Annotated in this window: 24 protein-coding genes; 5 read left to right on the top strand and 19 right to left on the bottom strand. The window is 31.8% G+C overall.

Going from position 1 to position 19,390, the window contains the following annotated elements; genetic code table 11:
* Window positions 1-3: 3 nt before the first annotated feature.
* From IW18_RS05810 to ruvC, 5 genes are all read right to left on the bottom strand, one after another.
* Window positions 4-354, bottom strand: coding sequence for a DUF4260 domain-containing protein (locus IW18_RS05810; protein ID WP_041516641.1), 351 nt, complete (start codon window positions 352-354; stop codon window positions 4-6).
* Entirely contained in the window at window positions 351-749 is a 399-nt protein-coding gene (locus IW18_RS05805) for a GNAT family N-acetyltransferase (protein WP_041516640.1), read from the bottom strand. Before IW18_RS05805 ends, IW18_RS05810 begins: the two co-directional genes overlap by 4 nt.
* Window positions 750-902: 153 nt before the next feature.
* Window positions 903-1,673 carry a cyclase family protein gene (locus IW18_RS05800; protein WP_041516639.1) on the bottom strand — a complete coding sequence of 257 codons (771 nt, stop codon included), beginning with the start codon at window positions 1,671-1,673 and terminating at the stop codon, window positions 903-905.
* Window positions 1,674-1,760: 87 nt separating this feature from the next.
* Window positions 1,761-2,918, bottom strand: a complete 1,158-nt coding sequence (hemW, locus tag IW18_RS05795) for a radical SAM family heme chaperone HemW (protein ID WP_041516638.1) — start codon at window positions 2,916-2,918, stop codon at window positions 1,761-1,763.
* A gap of 97 nt (window positions 2,919-3,015) precedes the next feature.
* A complete protein-coding gene (ruvC, locus tag IW18_RS05790; protein ID WP_041516637.1) occupies window positions 3,016-3,570 on the bottom strand; it encodes a crossover junction endodeoxyribonuclease RuvC in 555 nt (184 codons plus the stop codon).
* Window positions 3,571-3,661: 91 nt separating this feature from the next.
* Here ruvC and IW18_RS05785 point away from each other — a divergent pair, with 91 nt between their 5' ends.
* Window positions 3,662-4,606 (top strand): lysylphosphatidylglycerol synthase domain-containing protein, encoded by a 945-nt coding sequence (locus tag IW18_RS05785; protein ID WP_041516636.1) that lies wholly within the window; start codon window positions 3,662-3,664, stop codon window positions 4,604-4,606.
* Window positions 4,603-5,706, top strand: a complete 1,104-nt coding sequence (locus IW18_RS05780) for a glycosyltransferase family 2 protein (protein ID WP_041516635.1) — start codon at window positions 4,603-4,605, stop codon at window positions 5,704-5,706. The genes IW18_RS05785 and IW18_RS05780 overlap by 4 nt, the downstream gene beginning before the upstream one ends.
* Before the next feature lie 9 nt (window positions 5,707-5,715).
* Here IW18_RS05780 and IW18_RS05775 read toward each other — a convergent pair whose 3' ends face one another.
* Together IW18_RS05775 and IW18_RS05770 are read right to left on the bottom strand one after the other, a co-directional pair.
* On the bottom strand, window positions 5,716-6,201 hold the full coding sequence (locus IW18_RS05775; protein WP_041516634.1) for a hypothetical protein: 486 nt from the start codon (window positions 6,199-6,201) through the stop codon (window positions 5,716-5,718).
* 47 nt (window positions 6,202-6,248) lie between these two features.
* Window positions 6,249-6,584, bottom strand: a complete 336-nt coding sequence (locus IW18_RS05770; RefSeq protein WP_041516633.1) for a hypothetical protein — start codon at window positions 6,582-6,584, stop codon at window positions 6,249-6,251.
* A 97-nt stretch (window positions 6,585-6,681) separates the two neighbouring features.
* Here IW18_RS05770 and IW18_RS05765 point away from each other — a divergent pair, with 97 nt between their 5' ends.
* A complete protein-coding gene (locus IW18_RS05765) occupies window positions 6,682-7,182 on the top strand; it encodes a DUF456 domain-containing protein (RefSeq protein ID WP_041516632.1) in 501 nt (166 codons plus the stop codon).
* 281 nt (window positions 7,183-7,463) lie between these two features.
* Entirely contained in the window at window positions 7,464-8,060 is a 597-nt protein-coding gene (locus tag IW18_RS05760) for a DUF937 domain-containing protein (RefSeq protein ID WP_041516631.1), read from the top strand.
* Between the two features lie 73 nt (window positions 8,061-8,133).
* On the opposite strand, the gene IW18_RS05755 is transcribed toward IW18_RS05760, so the two are convergent.
* From IW18_RS05755 to IW18_RS05735, 5 genes are all read right to left on the bottom strand, one after another.
* Window positions 8,134-9,042 (bottom strand): pseudouridine synthase, encoded by a 909-nt coding sequence (locus tag IW18_RS05755; protein WP_041516630.1) that lies wholly within the window; start codon window positions 9,040-9,042, stop codon window positions 8,134-8,136.
* 326 nt (window positions 9,043-9,368) lie between these two features.
* Entirely contained in the window at window positions 9,369-10,325 is a 957-nt protein-coding gene (locus IW18_RS05750; protein ID WP_041516629.1) for a geranylgeranylglycerol-phosphate geranylgeranyltransferase, read from the bottom strand.
* A 64-nt stretch (window positions 10,326-10,389) separates the two neighbouring features.
* The gene (locus IW18_RS05745; RefSeq protein WP_041516628.1) at window positions 10,390-10,980 is read right to left on the bottom strand and encodes a DUF502 domain-containing protein; all 591 of its coding nucleotides are present in this window, start codon (window positions 10,978-10,980) and stop codon (window positions 10,390-10,392) included.
* Between the two features lie 73 nt (window positions 10,981-11,053).
* A complete protein-coding gene (locus IW18_RS05740) occupies window positions 11,054-11,992 on the bottom strand; it encodes a mevalonate kinase family protein (RefSeq protein WP_041516627.1) in 939 nt (312 codons plus the stop codon).
* Between the two features lie 48 nt (window positions 11,993-12,040).
* A complete protein-coding gene (locus tag IW18_RS05735; protein ID WP_041516626.1) occupies window positions 12,041-13,153 on the bottom strand; it encodes a diphosphomevalonate/mevalonate 3,5-bisphosphate decarboxylase family protein in 1,113 nt (370 codons plus the stop codon).
* Window positions 13,154-13,312: 159 nt separating this feature from the next.
* On the opposite strand from IW18_RS05735, the gene IW18_RS05730 reads away from it, so the two are divergent.
* Window positions 13,313-13,789, top strand: a complete 477-nt coding sequence (locus tag IW18_RS05730) for a TspO/MBR family protein (protein ID WP_041516625.1) — start codon at window positions 13,313-13,315, stop codon at window positions 13,787-13,789.
* Window positions 13,790-13,795: 6 nt separating this feature from the next.
* On the opposite strand, the gene IW18_RS05725 is transcribed toward IW18_RS05730, so the two are convergent.
* The 7 genes from IW18_RS05725 to IW18_RS05695 all read right to left on the bottom strand — a co-directional run bounded on the left by IW18_RS05725 (window position 13,796) and on the right by IW18_RS05695 (window position 19,381).
* Window positions 13,796-14,527 (bottom strand): hypothetical protein, encoded by a 732-nt coding sequence (locus tag IW18_RS05725; protein WP_041516624.1) that lies wholly within the window; start codon window positions 14,525-14,527, stop codon window positions 13,796-13,798.
* Between the two features lie 11 nt (window positions 14,528-14,538).
* The gene (locus IW18_RS05720; protein ID WP_041516623.1) at window positions 14,539-15,288 is read right to left on the bottom strand and encodes a hypothetical protein; all 750 of its coding nucleotides are present in this window, start codon (window positions 15,286-15,288) and stop codon (window positions 14,539-14,541) included.
* 73 nt (window positions 15,289-15,361) lie between these two features.
* Window positions 15,362-16,039 carry an MBL fold metallo-hydrolase gene (locus tag IW18_RS05715; protein WP_041516622.1) on the bottom strand — a complete coding sequence of 226 codons (678 nt, stop codon included), beginning with the start codon at window positions 16,037-16,039 and terminating at the stop codon, window positions 15,362-15,364.
* Window positions 16,040-16,099: 60 nt separating this feature from the next.
* Window positions 16,100-16,672: a Crp/Fnr family transcriptional regulator gene (locus IW18_RS05710; protein ID WP_041516621.1), complete on the bottom strand. Its 573-nt coding sequence runs from the start codon at window positions 16,670-16,672 to the stop codon at window positions 16,100-16,102.
* Between the two features lie 3 nt (window positions 16,673-16,675).
* Window positions 16,676-17,323, bottom strand: coding sequence for an HAD family hydrolase (locus IW18_RS05705; RefSeq protein ID WP_041516620.1), 648 nt, complete (start codon window positions 17,321-17,323; stop codon window positions 16,676-16,678).
* A gap of 4 nt (window positions 17,324-17,327) precedes the next feature.
* Window positions 17,328-18,536 carry a BaiN/RdsA family NAD(P)/FAD-dependent oxidoreductase gene (locus tag IW18_RS05700; protein WP_041516619.1) on the bottom strand — a complete coding sequence of 403 codons (1,209 nt, stop codon included), beginning with the start codon at window positions 18,534-18,536 and terminating at the stop codon, window positions 17,328-17,330.
* Between the two features lie 167 nt (window positions 18,537-18,703).
* Window positions 18,704-19,381 carry a glycerophosphodiester phosphodiesterase gene (locus IW18_RS05695; RefSeq protein WP_041516618.1) on the bottom strand — a complete coding sequence of 226 codons (678 nt, stop codon included), beginning with the start codon at window positions 19,379-19,381 and terminating at the stop codon, window positions 18,704-18,706.
* Between the last annotated feature and the right edge of the window lie 9 nt (window positions 19,382-19,390).

Raw genomic sequence — 19,390 nt, 5'->3', positions numbered from 1 at the left:
ATTTTATTTACCAATTTCACCTAAATGAGTGTATTTAAAGCCTTTTTCATATTTCAAGCCATAACCAAAAAATCGATCCATAGCCGCATGCGAAAACAAAATAACACCAATAAGCTGCAAGAGTTCAATTTTAAAATAACTGCCTAAAATATATAGTAAAACTGCAATTCCTCTGTGATGAAATACATTGTAGAAAAACGCTCCGTTTTTATTCCCAAATATATAACCAAGCATAGATAAATCTGGCGCTAAAATTAAAATCAAAAACCACCACCATTCAAAACTCAAAAGACCAAATAAATAGATTCCGAGAATAAATAAGCCTAATTCTTCGAGTTTAATAATTGTTTTCATAATTTCTTTTCCATCATTTTTTCCGAATGTTCCAAAGCCTTAAAACCAAATTTCTCATATAAAAAGTGAGCATCCGTTGTGGCTAATCTCCAGATTTTAATGTCTTTTAGGACAGGTTCATTCATCATCGTTTCAATTAAAACAGACGAATATCCTTTTCCGCGATGTTCCTCAGTAATAAAAACATCCATTACATATCCAAAAACAACATAATCAGTAATTACTCTGGCAAAACCAATTTGTTTGTCGTTTAAGTAAATTCCAAAACAAACCGAAGCATCAATAGTAGTTTGAACTTCTTCAATCGTTCGTCCCGCAGCCCAATAAATATCCTTCAGGAAATTTTGGATGAAAGGAATGTCAAGTTTAGCTTTATCTGTTGAGACACTAATCATAGTTTATTGTTTTTTTGCCGCGAATTTCACTAATTTCCGCGAATTTTTTTTATTCTGCCACAGATTAAAGGATTAAATCTGTGTAAATCTTGTAATCTGTGGCAAAAAAATACAAGTATAATTCGTGTAAATTCGGGAAATTCGTGGCGACTTTTAAATCTTATATAAAATTGGTTTGCTTGGACTTGCATCATTTTCAAACGAAGCAATTTGAAGATTTAGTATATACTCTCCATCTTCAATTTCATCAGGAACAAAAATCATTTCAGTAATTGTTGCATTCAATCTTGCATCAGTGTTCAAGTTCAAAGTGTCTTTTACGTTCCAAAAAGCTTTGTGAGCCAATAATTTTCCTTCGTCATGTTCTTTGTCGACACTTGGTAAATCAATTAGTAAATGCTGAATTTCGCTTTCGCGGATAAATATCGCAGCCTCTTCAGATAAATAAGGAGGATTTGTATTCGAGTATTTTCTAGATTTTTTGTCTCTTTGATTTGGAAGCGTTCGAATTATTAAAGCCTCGTTTGTCATACTGAGTGAAGTCAAAGCGCTCAACGCATTCTGAACTTGCTTTCTAGTTATCACAAAATCATCTCCAATTTTTTCAGGTTCAACTGTAATCAATTTTGCAAAAAAGAAAAACTGTTTCAAGCACTGATTGATGCTATAAAAATCATTCGTAATATGGCCTAAACATTCCGTATGAGTTCCATGTCCATGCGGATTAAAAAAAATATTATTGAAATTAGTCGAAGATTTCCCTTCAGAAACTTTACCAATCCAATCGCCAAAAACAACAGGTTCAATAACCGGTTTTTCAATATACCAGGCAATTGGATTTTCATCAGTATTGGTTAACGGAATCGAAATATCGATTGGTTTTGATATGTCTATCTGATATTTGTTGTCAAGTAGTGCTAGCATAATGGAACGTGGATTTTACGGATATTCTAACGCAGATTTCACGGATTTATCAACGTTGCTTGCATCCGTTTTATTAGCGTTCAATTTTTATTCTTCCAAATTTAGATAAAATAAATCTGAAGCAATTCCATCAGTCAAAAATTTTCCTTTAGGAGTTGGTTTTAAAATGTTGTTTTCTATTGAAAGTAAATCGTCATTTAGGAATTTTTGAGATTGTTTGTTGAGGTAATTCAAATATTCCAATCCAAATTCATTTTCAATTCTCTCTAAAGATACACCCCAAATTGTTCGTAATCCCGTCATAATATATTCGTTATAACGATCTGATATTGTCAGGATTTCAGTTTCAAGAGGGAGTTTGTCTTCCTGAATTGATTTTATATAAAGTGAATTATTGGCAATATTCCAGCCTCTTTTTTCACCATCGTAACTGTGTGCCGAAGGACCAATTCCGATGTATTTTTTGCCCAGCCAATAAGCCGAATTGTTTTTGGAGAAATAACCTTCTTTTCCAAAATTCGATAATTCATAATGAATAAAGTCGTTTTTTTGAAGCGTTTCGACCAAAATCATAAAATGATTGGAAGCAACTTCATCTTGTGGTTCTGCAATTTTTCCGGTATCGATTAGTTTCCTTAAAGCAGTTTTGGGTTCAACAGTCAAAGCATAACTCGAAATATGCGGAATACCAAAACTCAAAGCTGTTTCGATATTTTTTTTCCACATTTCATCTGTCAATCCTGGAATCCCGTAAATCAAATCAAGTGAAATATTATCGAAATATTTTGTTGCTTCGGTCAAACAATTTATGGCTTCTGCCGAATTATGAGCACGATTCATCATCTTTAAATCATCTTCATAAAAAGATTGAATCCCAATGCTTAATCTGTTTATTGGACTCTTAGATAATTCGATTATTCGTTCAGTCGACAGATCATCAGGATTGGCTTCTAGTGTTATTTCGGGATTTTCGATAACATTATAATTATCGTAAATAGTATTTATGAGATGATTAATTTCGTCATTGCTCAAAACAGAAGGTGTTCCGCCACCAAAGTAAATGGTTTCAATTTGGTTGTCATTTTGAGCGGAGTCGAAAAGTTTAAACTCATTTTTACGCATGACAATTTCTTTGGCTAAAGCCAAAACCATCTCGTCTTTCTTTTTCATCGAAGTCGAAAAATGAAAATCACAATAATTACAAGCCTGCTTGCAAAAAGGTATATGAATGTATATTCCTGACATTTTTTAATTAGATAATGTGTCAATTAGATAATGTGTCAATTACATACTAAATATCCGTAATACAGGAATTATCTAATTATCTAATTGACACATTATCTCATTTTTTAACACGTTCTTCGTTTTGTTTCACAAAAGCATCCCAACCTGTATAACTTTTTCCGGCAACTATTTTTCCAGAGTTAAAGAAATGACAAACCGCTGCTGCCAAACCATCTGTAGAATCGAGATTTTTAGGTAATTCTTTTAAACCTAATAGTTGTTGAAGCATTTTTGCAACTTGTTCTTTACTGGCGTTTCCGTTTCCGGTAATAGCCATCTTTATTTTTTTAGGCTCATATTCGGTAATCGGAATATCTCTCGAAAGTCCTGCGGCCATTGCAACACCTTGTGCGCGACCAAGTTTTAACATTGATTGTACGTTTTTACCAAAGAAAGGAGCTTCAATAGCAATTTCGTCAGGATTGTGCGTTTCGATTAACTCAATAGTACGCTCAAAAATGATCTTTAGTTTTTGGTAATGATTGTCGTATTTGGATAATTGCAATTCGTTTAATTGCAAAAATTCCATTTTTTTATTGATAACTTTTATCAATCCAAAACCCATAATCGTTGTTCCTGGGTCAATACCTAATATGATGCGTTCTTTTGTCAAGAGGTTTTTGTTTCAAGTTTAAAGTTTCAGGTTTAGAAAAATTGCCACATTTTCTAATTTTCTAATTGGCACATTTGCTTACTTTTGCAGCATGATTTCAATTCCTCACAAAGCTAAACAATTCCTAGTTCTTCTAGTCAAACTTTTGATTGTAGGTGGCGCATTTTATTTTATTTACGATCAATTGGCGAATAATGACAAACTCGATTGGCAAAAGTTCATCACATTGTTTCGCAAAAATCAATCGGTTTTAGGAATCAGTTTTATATTGCTTTTGAGTGTTTTAAATCGCTATTTCGAGATTCTGAAATGGCAGAATCTGGCCAAAGTTATTCATGAAATTTCTTTCTTAGAAGCTACAAAACAAGTTTTGGCAGCATTAACTGCTGGAATTTTTACACCAAATGGAGTAGGAGAGTATGCAGGAAAGGCATTGTTCTACCCGAAATCTGAAGCTAAAAAAGTAGTTTTCTTAAACCTGATCTGCAACGGAATTCAAATGATTCTGACCATCATTTTTGGAATCTTTGGATTAATGTATTTCAATGTTAATTATAATGTGATTACGACCAAAACAGTTGCGATTTTATTTGGTGGATTTATTTTGGTTTTGATCGTTTTATTCTCTCTAAAGAAAATCAAAATAAAAGGATATTCGATTGAAAAATTAGTGCATAAGATTAATGAAATTCCAAAATCAGTTCATCGTAAAAACATTCTTTTTGGAATTTTGCGTTATTTGGTTTTTTCGCATCAATATTACTTTTTGTTTCTGGCTTTTGATGTTGAGTTGCCGTACTTTATTTTAATGGCAACCATCGCATCCGTTTATTTTTTAGCATCATCATTGCCAACATTTCAGTTTCTGGATTTTGCAGTAAAAGGAAGTGTTGCTATATATTTCTTTGGAATTCTTGGTGTAAACGAATGGATCGTCGTTTTTATTAGTACATTAATGTGGTTCTTGAATGTGGTTCTACCAGTTGTTTTAGGGAGTTATTTTGTTCTGAATTTTAAAACAAAACCAGCGGAATGATTTCTGGTTTGTTTCTCATATTAATCATTTATGCGATAAGTATTGTTTTGCTTGTTTATGGTTTTTTTAAAGTAAAAAGCTATCAGAAAACAGATTTAAAACCGCAAACAACTTTTACAATTGTAGTTCCGTTTAGGAATGAAGCCGAGAATTTACCTAATCTTTTACAGAGCTTTTCTAATTTAAATTATCCGACGGATTTATATGAAGTGATTTTGGTTGATGATAGTTCTAAAGAGAAGTTTCAATTATCGATTGTTAATTATCAATTATCAATTATAGACAATATTCGTGTTTCAAATTCTCCTAAAAAAGATGCTATTACAACAGCAATGCAACATGTAAAAACCAATTGGGTTATTACTACAGATGCTGATTGTTTGGTTCCTGAAAATTGGCTTTTAACGTTCGATAATTATATTCAAAAACATAATATTTCCATGTTGGCTGGCGCGGTTACGTATCAATGTGAGAACTTTTTTTTAGATCATTTTCAGCAACTAGATTTAACAAGTTTGCAAGGCGCTACAATTGGGAGTTTTGGATTAAAGAGCGCTTTTATGTGTAATGGGGCTAATTTTGCGTACAAAAAATCATTATTCGAATCGCTAAACGGATTCGACGGAAATAATAAAATAGCCAGTGGGGATGATGTTTTTTTATTGCAAAAAGCTGCAAATTTATTTCCAAACGAAGTTCATTATTTAAAAGCGAAGGAAGCTATTGTTATCACGAAACCAACAGAAAATTGGAAATCTTTATTTCATCAAAGAGTACGGTGGGCCGCGAAAACAGGTTCTTATGAAAGTAGTTTTGGAAAGTTTTTAGGATTGATTGTTTTTTTTGGCAATCTTACTATCGTAATTGGATTTGTACTGGTTGCTTTTAGAATTTTGCTCTGGGAAGTTTTAGTTTTAATACTTGCTTTCAAGTTTATTATCGATTTTATTTTGCTTTATATAACAAATCGATTCTTAAGTAAGAATAGAATTCAAAGTTTGCTTTTGAGTAGTCTACTTTATCCTTTTTTCAGTTCTGTAGTAGCTTTGTATAGTTTGTTTGGCTCTTATGAGTGGAAAGAGCGAAGATTTGGGAAATAATCTTAATGTCTATTTCTCAGTTTTAGCTTTAAGAATAACAGGTAGAATAAATTGAGTTTTTACTGGAATCCCACGTTTAATGGCTGGGTTTATCTTTGGGAAATCGACTAAACGGGCATGCAAAATACTATCAATTTTAATAGTGTCGTAAGCAACAGAATCTTTAGGGAATTGTGGCTCAAATTTCATGGTAGCATTAGGAAATACAGTAACTTTTACTTCGATTGTATCTAATTCCGGATACATTATTGAGAGCGTATCAATATCTAGTTTTTGCTGAATAAGCTGAGACATTACTTCAAAAAAACATTGTTTGCGTAGTTTTTTATCTGCTATTTTTTCGCAGTTTGAGACTGATGGGTATTCATCAACTTGTTTCCAGTTAATCGATTTTAATTCTTTTTGTAGTAACTCTTTTTCAGACGGAACCTGCTTCTCAAAATATTGACAAGAATTGAAAAATAATATAATTAAAAGAAGGAAAAATTGCTTCAAGATTTTGATGTTGGATTGAGTGTACTAATTAGGACACAAAAATACAATTATTTTTTTTGAGAAGCTTTGTATTCTAAATATTCTTCATAGCTTTCTGAAAGCCATTTTTCTTTGTTCTCTGCTGCAACTTGCTTTTGATCAGGATATAAAGAAGCTAGCCTGTCAGAAAAAGTGGCTATTTGAACAGTGTAATTATAAAACTCAGCTTTGCTCAAGGTTTTATTTGGATCGCTTTTGGCATTGAAAAATTCAAAAAAAAGATTGTCGAAATCTTTCATCGAAAAATTTAATACCTTTTTCTTAGTACTTTTATAAATGCTGTCTTGAACCAATTGATCGTTTATCGAAAGTTTTTTGGTTTGGGCATATATATTGTTGTTCATTAGGATAATCAATGAAGCGCATAATAGGAATTGTATAAACTGTCGCATTGATTGGTTTTATTAATAAGTTTGTAGGTACAAAATTACAAAAAAATATATGGATTCACTATTGTTACTACTTGGTTTTATATGTATGATTATTGGTATTTTTGGTAGTTTTTTGCCAGTTTTACCCGGATTGTCAAGTTGTTGGGTTGGTTTATTATTACTATATTTAACAAAAGCGGTCGAGAACAATTATTGGGTTTTAGGTATCACACTTTTGTTAACGATTGTTATTACCATTCTGGATCATGTGATTCCTGCTAAAGGAACCAAAAAATTTGGTGGTAGCTCTTACGGAATCTGGGGAACTAATATTGGTTTAATAGTTGGTATTTTGACTCCTATACCTTTTGGAGTTATTATTGGCCCTTTTGTAGGTGCATTTGTGGGCGAGTTAATTTATGATTCTAAAAATCATCAACGTGCACTAAAAGCAGCAACAGGTTCGTTACTTGGTTTTATCGCTTCAAGTTTTGTAAATTTTCTATTCTGTATTATTTACTTAGGTATTTTTGTTAGCATTGTTTGGCAAAACCGTGCAGGATTGTTTTGATTTAAGTAATTAAAATTGCGTATTTTCCTATTTTTTTAAATTTCATTAAAATTTCCTTATTTTTTTTGAAAATATTTTTCGTTTGTTTTGATAACGAAGATGTTATGTTTACTGGTGGTTTGAGATTTTTGACTTTAACAATTGTTAATTTTACAATTCACTATTTAACTTATTTTTTGGAAATGTTAAAATATTTTATATTTTTATCCCAATAAACGATAAAAAGCCTCACTTTATCGGCTATTTTGAATGGATTTAAATAATTTTTAAACAATTTAAGTATGACCCCAAACCTACAAATTGAACTTAGACGTTTTATTTCTTCTAATGTTGTTTCAAAGTTAAACAAGTTTTATTTTGAAAATGATGCACTTTTAATAAAGGGAATTGATGTTTCGATAGGTACAGTTTTAATGGGTTTATATAATAGGGCCGAGGAGTTAGATTTTTATAAAGATATTGTTTCATTGCTAGAAGACGATTCTACCTTTTATAAGGAAGTCGATTTTACATCAGGACGAATTTTATCTGTAGATGACTGCTACCGAATCGAAGGAAGCTCTATAGTTAAAGAGATTTTTACAAGCAAAAAAGGTAGGATTTCTGAAATGATTTCCAATGAAGTTGGAATTAAAAGTGAAACTGCCAGAGAGATTCTCAATTTTTCAGCTTTATTAGTCGTCTCTTATCTTAAGAATAACAGTCAATTGCTAGAAAGTTTAAAATTACTTTTGGAGGATCAAAAAAGAGATATTTTAAACAGTATTCCACCCGGAATCAAAATTATGCTTGGATTTTCATGTTATGAAACGGTTGAAGAAAAAAACCAATCAATAGGAAGGTCTATTTTTACACTTTTTGGTCATAACTTTTTTTAGTTTCTAAAATAAAAAATCCCATCTTACAAAAGTAAAATAGGATTTATATATAAAATCAATGTTGAATCGTTTCTTAAACGTTTTTCAAATTGATAATTTCTTGCTCAGTCAAAAAACGCCAGTTACCTCTTGGTAAATTCTTTTTAGTCAAACCAGCAAACGATACACGATCAATACGTAATACATCATAATCAAAGTGTTCAAAAATAGCACGAACAACTTTTACATTCGATGAACGTAATTTAAGACCTACTTCGCTTTTTGCTTCCTTTTCAATATAGCTTACTTCTTCAACAAATACGCGGTGACCGTCTAGAACCAAACCTTTGCTGATTTTTTCTAAATCCTCAAATTTCAAGTTTTTATCTAAAGAGACCTGGTAGATTTTAGATGACTTCTGATTTGGTAAAGTAAATTTACGAATCATATCAGTATCATTAGTAAACAACAACAAACCAGTTGTATTTTTGTCCATTCTTCCAATTGGACCAATTTTTGCATTTGTAGAACCACGAACAAGTTCTAGAACGTTACGATATTCCTGACCTTCGTCAAGAGCAGTAGTAAAGTTTTTAGGTTTGTTCAACAAGATGTACTCTTTCTTTTCAGGAGTCAAAGTAACGCCGTCAAAGTTTATAACATCATTAATTTTTACTAAATAACCCATTTCAGTTACCGGAACACCGTTTACTTTAACGTTTCCAGACTGAATGTATATATCAGCATCACGACGCGAACAAACACCAGAATTAGAGATGTATTTGTTCAAACGAATTTCGTCTGCAGCTTTTTGTCTTTTTGGAGCCTGATTCTGTTTTTTAATTTTTTCAGCCTTTTCTTCTTCGGCAGCCTTAACAGCAGGTTTCACTTTTTTTGGCCCTTGAGCGCGCTTCGCCATAGGAGGTTTTGGCTTGTTAGAGTTTGGTCTAGAGCCACTTGGTCTAGATCCGCCTCTTTTATTATTGCCTTCCTTATTGTTCATAAATTCTGTAATTTGTGCAAAGATAGTTTATTCTTGCTAAATAATCCTAAGTTCATTGTTCTTAGATTGATAGCTGTTATTTTTTGTAGATGTAGAAGCATTATAATTGGCATTTTTTTCAAGCATGGTTTCCCGCTTTTGCTCCAATCTTTTGTTTTTTAAAGGAAAAAACAAAAGGATTTCTGCGCAATCGGGGCTATCCTCAGACAATTAGCTTCTTTTAGACATTTTGTAAAAAAGGTTATTTTACAAAGAAGAATAAAATTTTGAAATTATAATTTATAAACCTTTTCAGTAATTCTTCGAGAATCTCAGTTCAATAGTTTTTAAGACTTTAATAGTAAATTCTTTCCGTGCCACAAAATACTTGGGTTAATCAAAACGATGCAGCAAACGCCGGAAACAATTAAAAACTTCAATACATTATGAAGCAGTAAATACTGTTCTTTAGAATTCGATTTCCATAAATAAATCAAGAAAAATAGTAATACAACAAAGCAGACATAAAAATAAATGTCCATATAACCCACATCATAAATGTTGATTAAAACGTAAACCGGAAGTACAGTTAGAAATGTTAGTATGGTAATAACTTGCTTAGAAATCTTTTCGTTATAAATTATTGGAATCGTTCTGTAATTGTTGGCCAAATCTCCTTTTAGATTCTCTAAGTCTTTGATCATTTCTCTAATAAGCAACAATAAAAACAAGAAAACGGCATGCGCGGAAATCACCATAAAATGACTCATATGATCCTCAATCTCTTCAAAAGAAATTTTGTTGTAGAAGTACAATAAAATCGCGAAAAATGGAATAACAGCCAGAAAAGCCGCAGTCAGATTGCCAACAATTGGATATTTTTTAATTTTATGTGAGTAGAACCAAATCAGGAAAATATAGGCCGAAAAGAATAAAAATGCACGCCAGGAAACAATCAAAGCCATTAAGGCTGCAATAAAATTAAGCGTAAAATAAACTGAAAGTTTCGTTTTTTGACTCACCAATCGATCCAACATAGATTTATTCGGTCTATTAATTAGATCTTTTTGGCTATCGTAAAAATTGTTAATAATATATCCCGATGCAATTGTAATCGCCGATGCAAAAACAATCAAAAATAAGTTGAAATCTAGTAAAATATCAAGTGCTCTTTTTTCAGGAGCCAAAATAAAAATTGCTGATAAGTATTGTGCTAAAACAATAATAGGAATGTTATAGCCTCTTACGACAGAGAACAAACTAACAATTTTCATCACTAAAAGCTTGTGCTGTCTGCTTAACATTTTATAAGATTAGTTTGGGGGATTAATTAAGACTTGTTTCTAAAAAATAGGTTTGCTGTAGATATTAAAGTTTGTCTTTTAATAGTGCTGCAGAACCAAGACCTAATTTTCTAATGCAAGCTAAGGCTTCTTTCTGAGAAATTCCAACTTCTGTAATATCTTTTTTATTTACAAAACATACAGAGCCAGTCCAAGGACTTGGTGCGTCAGGAACAAATACAGTAAAATTGTTTTCGTCTATTTGTTCTATTAAAAAAGCAAATTGCAATCCTGCATCTGTGGGAACTAAGACCACTTTTAAATTTTCATTAGATTCAAAGCCCATTATGTTTTCATTCGTTTTCTTCATGAATGAATAACCTGGAATGAAGCTTAGGATTCCGTTTTCTAATTTTTCAATTAGTCTTTTAGCATATTCTGTTCTGGCAATTAAACCGGCAGTAATACAAATAATGAATATGATTGTTATCGCAACTATTTCTTCGATTGCCAATCCTAAAATTTTCACTTTAGGGAAATGACTTATAATTGGATGTGTTATTTTCTGTATAATATGATATCCTTTTTCAAGAATAACCAATAACAAAACGATTGGCGCCAAAAACAGAATTCCTCCTAAAAAAGTTGCTTTGATGATTTTTAAAATGCTTTTCATATTAGATAGCTTTTATCTTAATAATTTCTGGAAAGACATATTTAGAAGGCTTGATTTTTAAAGAAGTTTTAAATTAGAATTGGTAAACAACTTCTAACTTATAATCTTTTAAAGATGCTTTAGCGCGCTCTAAATCTTCAGTAAAACCAAGAATGTACCCGCCACCGCCAGAACCACAAAGTTTTAAGTAATAATCATTTGTGTCAATTCCGTTTTGCCATATTCCATGAAATTGTTCCGGAATCATTGGTTTAAAGTTATTTAAAACGACTTTTGACAGCTTTTTAGTATTTGTGAATAATGATTTCATGTCGCCATGTAAAAAGTTCTCTACACAAGCGTCAGTATATTTTACAAATTGGTTTTTAAGCATCGCACGAAAACCTTTGTCTTTTAGGTTTTCCATAAAGATATTTACCATTGGAGCAGTTTCTCCAACAATTCCAGAATCTAATAAAAACACAGCCCCTTTTCCATCAAAACTTTGAGTAGGAATTCCCGTTGCTTCAATATTATCTTTGGAATTTATTAAAATGGGAATGCTTAAATAACTGTTTAAAGGATCTAAACCAGAACTTTTTCCGTGGAAAAAGCTCTCCATTTGAGAAAATATATTTTTTAATTGTAGCAGTTTTTCACGAGTTAAATTCTCTAAAACTGTTATTTTGTTTGTAGCATATTTATCATAAATAGCAGCCACAAGTGCGCCACTACTACCAACTCCATAGCCTTGAGGGATACTAGAATCGAAATACATTCCAGTTTCAACGTCATTTTTTAAAGTAGCCAAATCAAAAGTTACTAAATCTGGTTGCTCAGTTTGTAAAGTTTCAAGATAAGTTACGTAACGTTTTAAACTTGCGTTTGATGCCATAGCTTCCTCCGAAGGTTCTTCAGATTTCTTCAATGCACCGTTGTAAAAATTATAAGGAATAGAAAGTCCTTTAGAGTCGCGGATGATTCCGTATTCTCCAAAGAGTAATATTTTTGAGTAAAATAGTGGTCCTTTCATGTTTATTTTATGTCTAAAAATCAAAATTTTAATTAAAGGTACGGAAAATTATAATGCAATTGCACCGTCTCCAATTTGGTCGCAAATGTACTGACGATTCTGACAAAATACAACTAATTCGTCCTGAATAAATTGTAATACTTTCTGGCTAACGCTTTCGGGATAAAGTACATGAACATTTGCTCCCGCATCAAGCGTAAAACAAACGGGAATGTGAGTTTCATTTCTAAATTTCCAAATCGCATTAATGATCTGCAAAGTGTTTGGTTTCATTAAAATAAAATACGGCATCGAAGTCATCATCATCGCGTGCAAAGTCAAAGCTTCGCTTTCAACAACTTTAATGAACTCATCTAAATTTCCGCTTTCAAAAATAGCAATTAGCTGATCCAGATTTTCATGCGCCTGAGCAAAACGTCTTTCGGCATAAGGATGATTGTGCATTAAATCATGTCCAACGGTGCTCGAAACTTGTTTCTCACCTTTGTCCACTAGCAAAATAGTATCTTGATAATTCTTGAAATTGTCATGAATTACATACGGAAATTCAACTCCGTATAAATCTGAACTTTCTTCAATGTTTGCCTGATTTCCCCAAACAACAACGTTTCCTTTTACGCTTCTACAAGCACTTCCAGAGCCTAAACGTGCAAGAAAAGAAGCTTTTTGATAAAAATAGTCATCAGTCATTTTAGGATTTAGCAATCTTTCTAAACTCATAAAATTCATTGCCAAAGCTGCCATTCCCGATGCCGAAGAAGCAATTCCTGAACTGTGCGGAAATGTATTTTGAGTATCGATCGTAAAATGATAGTCTTTTAAAAAAGGTAAATAAATTTCAATTCGTTCTAAAAACTTCTGAATTTTTGGTTTAAAATCCTCTTTTGGTTTTCCTTCAAAAAGTAGATCAAAAGAAAATTCATTTGCCACGCTGAGCTGTCCCGAGACTTCGGCCGAAGCGCTTTTCTTAGTAAAGCCCAATTTCGTAATCGTTTTGCAATTTTTTAAAGTAAAACTTACCGAAGGGTTTGCCGGAATTTGATTGTCTTTTTTCCCCCAATATTTCACTAAAGCAATATTGCTGGGCGCACTCCATTCAAAGTTTCCTTTTTCTACTGTCGAAATATATTGATTTGGAATGAAATCAGTTGTTGTGAACATGAATTATAAAATTTTGGCAAAGATAGTTTTTTCACCATTATAGATAATTTTTTATCCGTGTAACTTGTGTAATAAATTGTAATAATTGAAAGGTAACCTATGTAGCTTCTATGGTTTAAACTTTCTTTTTCACTATTTTTGACTAAAAATTGAAATAGAATGAACAAGATAACCAAAATAGCAATTGCTCTGATAGTTTGTTTAGCAGTAGGATATTCTGCCAGTACTGTAACAAGACCAAGTGTAGAGGCTTGGTATCCAACTCTTATAAAACCAAGTTTTAATCCACCAAATTGGATTTTTATGCCAGTTTGGACTGTACTTTACATTTTTATGGCTGTTGCAGCAGGATTAGTTTGGGATAAGATAAAAGAACAAAATGAAGAGGTGAAAAAAGCACTTGGATTTTTTTTAATTCAATTGGCATTAAATGCAATCTGGTCTTATTTATTCTTTGGATTAAAAAATCCATTATTGGCTTTTATTGAAATTGCACTTTTATGGCTTATGATTTATGAAACGTATTTTAAATTCGTTAAAATCAATAAAATTGCTGGATATTTATTAATCCCCTATTTGGTGTGGGTTCTTTTTGCAGGAGTTTTAAATGCTAGTATTTGGTGGTTAAACAAATAATTGATTTTAGTGCAATGACTTAAATTCTTTGCTTTTAAGCATTAAAAAATCCATTGTCAAGAGAATATTACTGTGATTAAGTAGATTTAATGATCTTGGATCAGCATCACAGAAATCTAAGAACAATTCTTTTTCATCTTGTTTTAATTTTAAATCTTTTAGAAAGAAATCATCTGGAACAGATGTTTTTATTAGTTTTCTGAAGTCAATTTCGGGAGTTTTCTTTTTAGGTTCATTGTCTTCTTTCTTAAACAAATTGACTATACCCGTGCCAAGTCTTGCAAAATCGACACCATTTGTTATGGTTCCATCGTAAACGCCAGTGTACTTTTGTAAAGATGAAACATTTTTTGCGAATTTTATATCATCTATATCTTGCTGAGAAGTATGTATCGGAGCAAATTTTATGTTTGTAATAACGATTTCATTTAGTTCCTCAGGTTTTATAACCATATTGACAATAATATTGTCTTGATCTATATCTCTTTGAGTTAATTTTAATCGGGTGAAAAAATAATCTTTGGAGAAAAACAGTAAACTATCTTTTGCTTTTACCGAAATCGAAAATTCGCCCAAATCATTAGTAGTTGTATTTGTTTTGGCAGTTTTATTAATTACCTCGACTTTATTGAGAGGAGAATTATTAGAAATAACTTTTCCGTTAAGGAGTTTTTCGCTTTGGGAAATACTAAGCTGATACGTGAAAAAAGAAATTGTGGTAAGTAATTTTACTTTCATTTAAAGAACTTTTAGTTTTTAATCTCTGAGTTTAACTGCTGAAACTCTTTGTTTTTAGAATACAAAAAATCCATTGTATTTAAAATATTTGGATTTTCTAAAAGTCTTTTGGATTTTGGATCGGCATCGCAGAATTGAAGAAAAAGTTCCTTTTCTTCAGAATTTAATTTTAAATCTTTGAGAAAGAAATCTTCAGTACATGTGGTTATAATTAAATTTCTAAAATTACTTTTTGAAGTTTCTTTTTTGGGTACCTTTTTCTCTCTTTTGAATAAGTTGTAAACTTCCTTGCCCATACGAATGAAATCCATATCTAGTGGACCTCCTTTTACCTCATGAAAATTTTGAATTTTTAATCCCTCTTTTGATTTATGCGAATTTAATTTGATTTGTTTTATATCTTCTTTACTGAGAAAAACGGGTTTTATTGCTTGAGCAACAATTACCTCATTTAATTCTTCTGGTTTCGCAATCATATTTACTGTAAGATTATTGGTTTCGATTTCCTTTGCTGTAATATTCAACCGTGTGAATAGATAATCTTTTGTGAAAAATATTAAACTATCCTGCGCTTTTACTAGAATCGAGAATTCTCCACGCTCGTTTGTTCTTGTACTAGTTTGAGCTGTTTTATTTATTACTTCAACTTTATTGAGAGGAGAATTATTAGAAATAACTTTTCCGTTAAGGAGTTTTTCGGTTTGGGAAATACTAAGCTGATACGTGAAAAAAGAAATTGTGGTAAGTAATTTTACTCTCATATAGAATTAATTAGTTGAGAGTAAAATTATTAGAATTGTCTTAATGAAAACTTACAGAATGTGTAAATTCTTGTTAATAATATAGTTTGAGTTTTCGAACAAATTTTTCTAACTCTCCATTATTTTTTAAAACAGGTCCGTGACCAAAGCAGAGTATTTTTGGTTTTAAAGCTGCTAATTTTAAAATGGATTTTCTATTCGTTTCTTTATCAGAAGTAAATAACTGCGGCGGTTCATGTAAGCCGACTTTTGTTGTCAAAAGATTCATATTTGTCATCACATCACCAACAATTAAAACGCCATCACTTTCTCTGAAAAAGGACAAATGTCCGCTGGAATGCCCTGGAGTCTCAATAACTGTGAATCCGCCAATTTTATCGCTTTCTTTTAATATTTCAGAAACTTGATGCCCTTTTCCTGCCCAGAATTGTTTTTGAAATTTCGGAATAACGTGATTCGGATTTGGGTATTCGAAAATTACATTTCCATTTTCTGCAGCTGCCTTTTCAGGTTCACTGCATAAAAGCGGAATATTTAGCATTTCGCAGATTATTTTACTGCTTCCCTGATGATCTGCATGTGCGTGAGTCAATGCGTGTTTGATTATCGTTTTATCTTTTAAAGCCTTTATAATTATGTTTGCAGAACTTCGAATTCCGGCATCAATTAAAACATCTTCAATTACATAACAATTGATAGCATTTCTTGGAAACAATGGAATTTGGTAAACGTCTTTGGCAATATTTTTCATTTTATTGAATTTTATATTAACAAAGATTTGAATTTGGTTTCTTAATCTACTTGATAAATGTTAAGAAATACTTTGGCGAATTCTACTCAAAGATTCTGGCGTAATTCCGAGAAAGGAAGCGATATAAATCAATGGAGTACGCTGAATTATTTTGGCTGGAGCCGATTCCAGAAAAGCAAGATATTTTTCTTTTGCCGGAATCATTTGCAGTTTTAAAACACGATCTGCCATGCATAGATAATTTTGTTCGGCTAAAATTCTGCCAACGCGTTCCCAATTCGGTATTTTGTTATACAGAAACTGCATTTTTTCAAAACTGATCGAAAGCACTTCGCAATCTTCTATACATTGAATATTTTCAAAAGAAGGAGATTGATTTATAAAACTGGAATACGAAGCGATAAAACCTTCATTACAGCTTAAATAGGTAGTGATTTCTTTTCCGTCTTTTAAGTAATGAACCCTTGCTAAACCTTCAATAATAAAGAAAATCTTATTACTGATTTTTCCCATTGACGAAAGATATTCTTTAGCATTGAACTTTTCATGTTCAAAACAAGAATCGATTTTTTCGATTTCATTTTCAGAAAACGAAGCGATTGATAGTATTTGTTTTTGTAATGAAGAATTCATGATTTATAATATCTCGATTAATTCCGAAGCATTGTTGATAACCAATTTTGCACCACTTGTTTTTAATTCTTCTTCGGTTCTGTAACCCCACGAAACGCCAACAGGAAACATATTAGCATTTACAGCCGTTTTCATGTCAATATCAGAATCGCCTACAAACAGGATTTCTTCTGGATTTAAATTCCATTTTTTGCTTATTTCAACAGCTTCAAATGGGTTTGGCTTTTTAAGAGCTTCGGTGCTTAAACCAATTGCGGTATCAAAGTAATCAGGAAATATTTCTGATGCTATTTTTTTGGTAAGTTCATCGGCTTTGTTGGAGAAAACAGCTAATTTAATATTTTGCGAAGTCAGATTGTCTAGTAACTCTAAAATACCTTCGTAAGGTTTTGTTTTTAGAGTGCAAATTTTGCGATATTCATTAATCATCGAATCAAAGCAAATTTGAATTTGTTCGTCTGAATTGTTTGATACCGGTAAAGCTTTGCTAACTAAATTTCGTAAACCGCTCCCAATAAAATATTGATAAGTATCGTAAGTATGAGTTGGATAATTTAGATCTTTTAGCACGATGTTCATTGCGCCTGAAATGTCTTCTAATGAATTTACCAATGTTCCGTCTAAATCAAAAATAATTCCTTTATATTTCATTATGCTAAATATTATTGGCTAAAATAAATCCGCTTGTCCATGCATTCTGAAAATTAAAACCTCCGGTAATAGCATCGATATTTACGATTTCACCTGCAAAATAAAGGTTTTTATGCAATTTACTTTCCATAGTTTTAAAATTGATTTCTTTTAAATCGATTCCGCCAGCAGTAACAAATTCTTCCTTAAAAGTACTTTTTCCGTTTACCTGAAATTTTGCTTTAGTTAATTGAGAAGCTAAATTCTGCAATTGAATTTTAGATAAATCAGCCCATTTTGTTTCGGTTTCAATTCCCGAAGCTAAAACTAAACTTTCCCATAAACGGTTTGGGAAGTCAAAAGGAGATTTTTTAGAAACGGCTTTTTTAGCGTGTTCTTGTTTTAAGTCTTTCAGAATTTTTTCGGCATCTTCTGTCTCAACATCATTTAACCAATTTACGAAAATGGTAAACTGATAATTTTTATCAAACAAAGTTCTCGCTCCCCAAGCCGATAGTTTTAAAATTGCTGGTCCGCTCATTCCCCAATGTGTGATTAATAAAGGGCCTGTAGATTCTAGTTTAGTATCTTTTACATTAACCGTAACTTGTGCTGCAACACCGGGTAATTCTTTAATTCTTGGATCTTTGATATTGAAAGTAAATAGGGAAGGTACGGGGCTTACAATTGCATGTCCTTGTGTTTGTAGCATTTCCCAAATTTTAGGATTACTTCCAGTTGCCAACACTAATTTTTCGGTAGCATAATTTTCGTCCTGAGTATCAATTTTCCAATGATTTTCGGCTTTAAAAATTGATTGTACACTTTGTCCTGTCAATACTTTAATTCCTAGTTTTCCGGTTGCTTCTAAGAAACAATCTATTATGGTTTGAGAAGAATTCGAAACGGGAAACATTCTCCCGTCGTCTTCAATTTTAAGTTCTACACCATGTTTTTCGAACCATTCGATTGTATCGCCGGAACAAAATTGATGAAAAGGTCCACGAAGTTCTTTTTCGCCTCTTGGATAAAATTTTACCAGTTCATTAGGTTCAAAACAAGCGTGTGTTACGTTGCATCTTCCACCACCGGAAACACGAACTTTAGAAAGTACTTCTTTTCCTCTTTCCAGAATGGCAATTTTAAGTTTCGGATTTTTCTCTGTAATATTAATTGCTGTAAAAAAACCTGCAGCGCCTCCGCCAACAATGATTATGTCGAAATTTTTGATCATATTTTTTTGGTTTGCCACGAATTACACGAATTGGCACTAATTTTTTTCTGCCACAGATTACACAGATTAAAAGGATTTTTCCTTTAGCAACGAATTAATTTATTCATTTTTAAATTTGTGAAAATTTGTGTAATTCGTGGCAAAAAAATCTGTGGATATTTTAAACTTTATATTTTATCTGGATTATCAGAGATAATTCCGTCTACTTTATAACCTTTTACTTTTTGAATGTCTTGTTCTGAATTTACTGTCCATGGAAAAACCAGAAATCCTTTTTCCTGCAATTGATGAACATTTTCTTTATTCAATAAATTAAAATCAGGATTAATGGCTTTTGCTTTGATTTTTTCGGCGAAAGCCAGAGCGGTATCAAGATTTTCTTCTGTTAAAACTCCAATTGGAATATTCGGATTTAGATTTGAGGTTTCGTCTAACATATTCCAATCAAAACTTGAAATGATGAAATGATTGTAATTCCAGTTTTTTTCTGAGATGTATTCTTCTATAAGAGATACAACTTTACTTGGAGTTCCTAAACCTTTTAATTCGATATTGATCAGGCATTTTTTGTCAACCAAATCGAAAACTTCTTTTAAAGTTGGAATTTGGTATTTTTCATCAATTAAAAATGATTTTAATTCTGCTAAAGTAAAATCATTTACAAGACCTTTTCCATTAGTCGTTCTATCTATTGTTTCGTCATGAATAACAACAAGATACCCGTCAGCGCTTAAGTGAACGTCGAGTTCTATTCCGTCAGCATTTAAATCTAATGCTTTCTGGAAGGATTTTAAAGTATTTTCGGGTTCGTATCCTTTGGCACCGCGATGAGCTATTTTTAGCATTTTGAAGAT

This window comes from Flavobacterium hibernum (assembly GCF_000832125.1).
In the GTDB taxonomy this organism is placed as follows: Bacteria; Bacteroidota; Bacteroidia; order Flavobacteriales; family Flavobacteriaceae; genus Flavobacterium; species Flavobacterium hibernum.
This window is presented reverse-complemented; position numbering and strand designations above follow the sequence as displayed.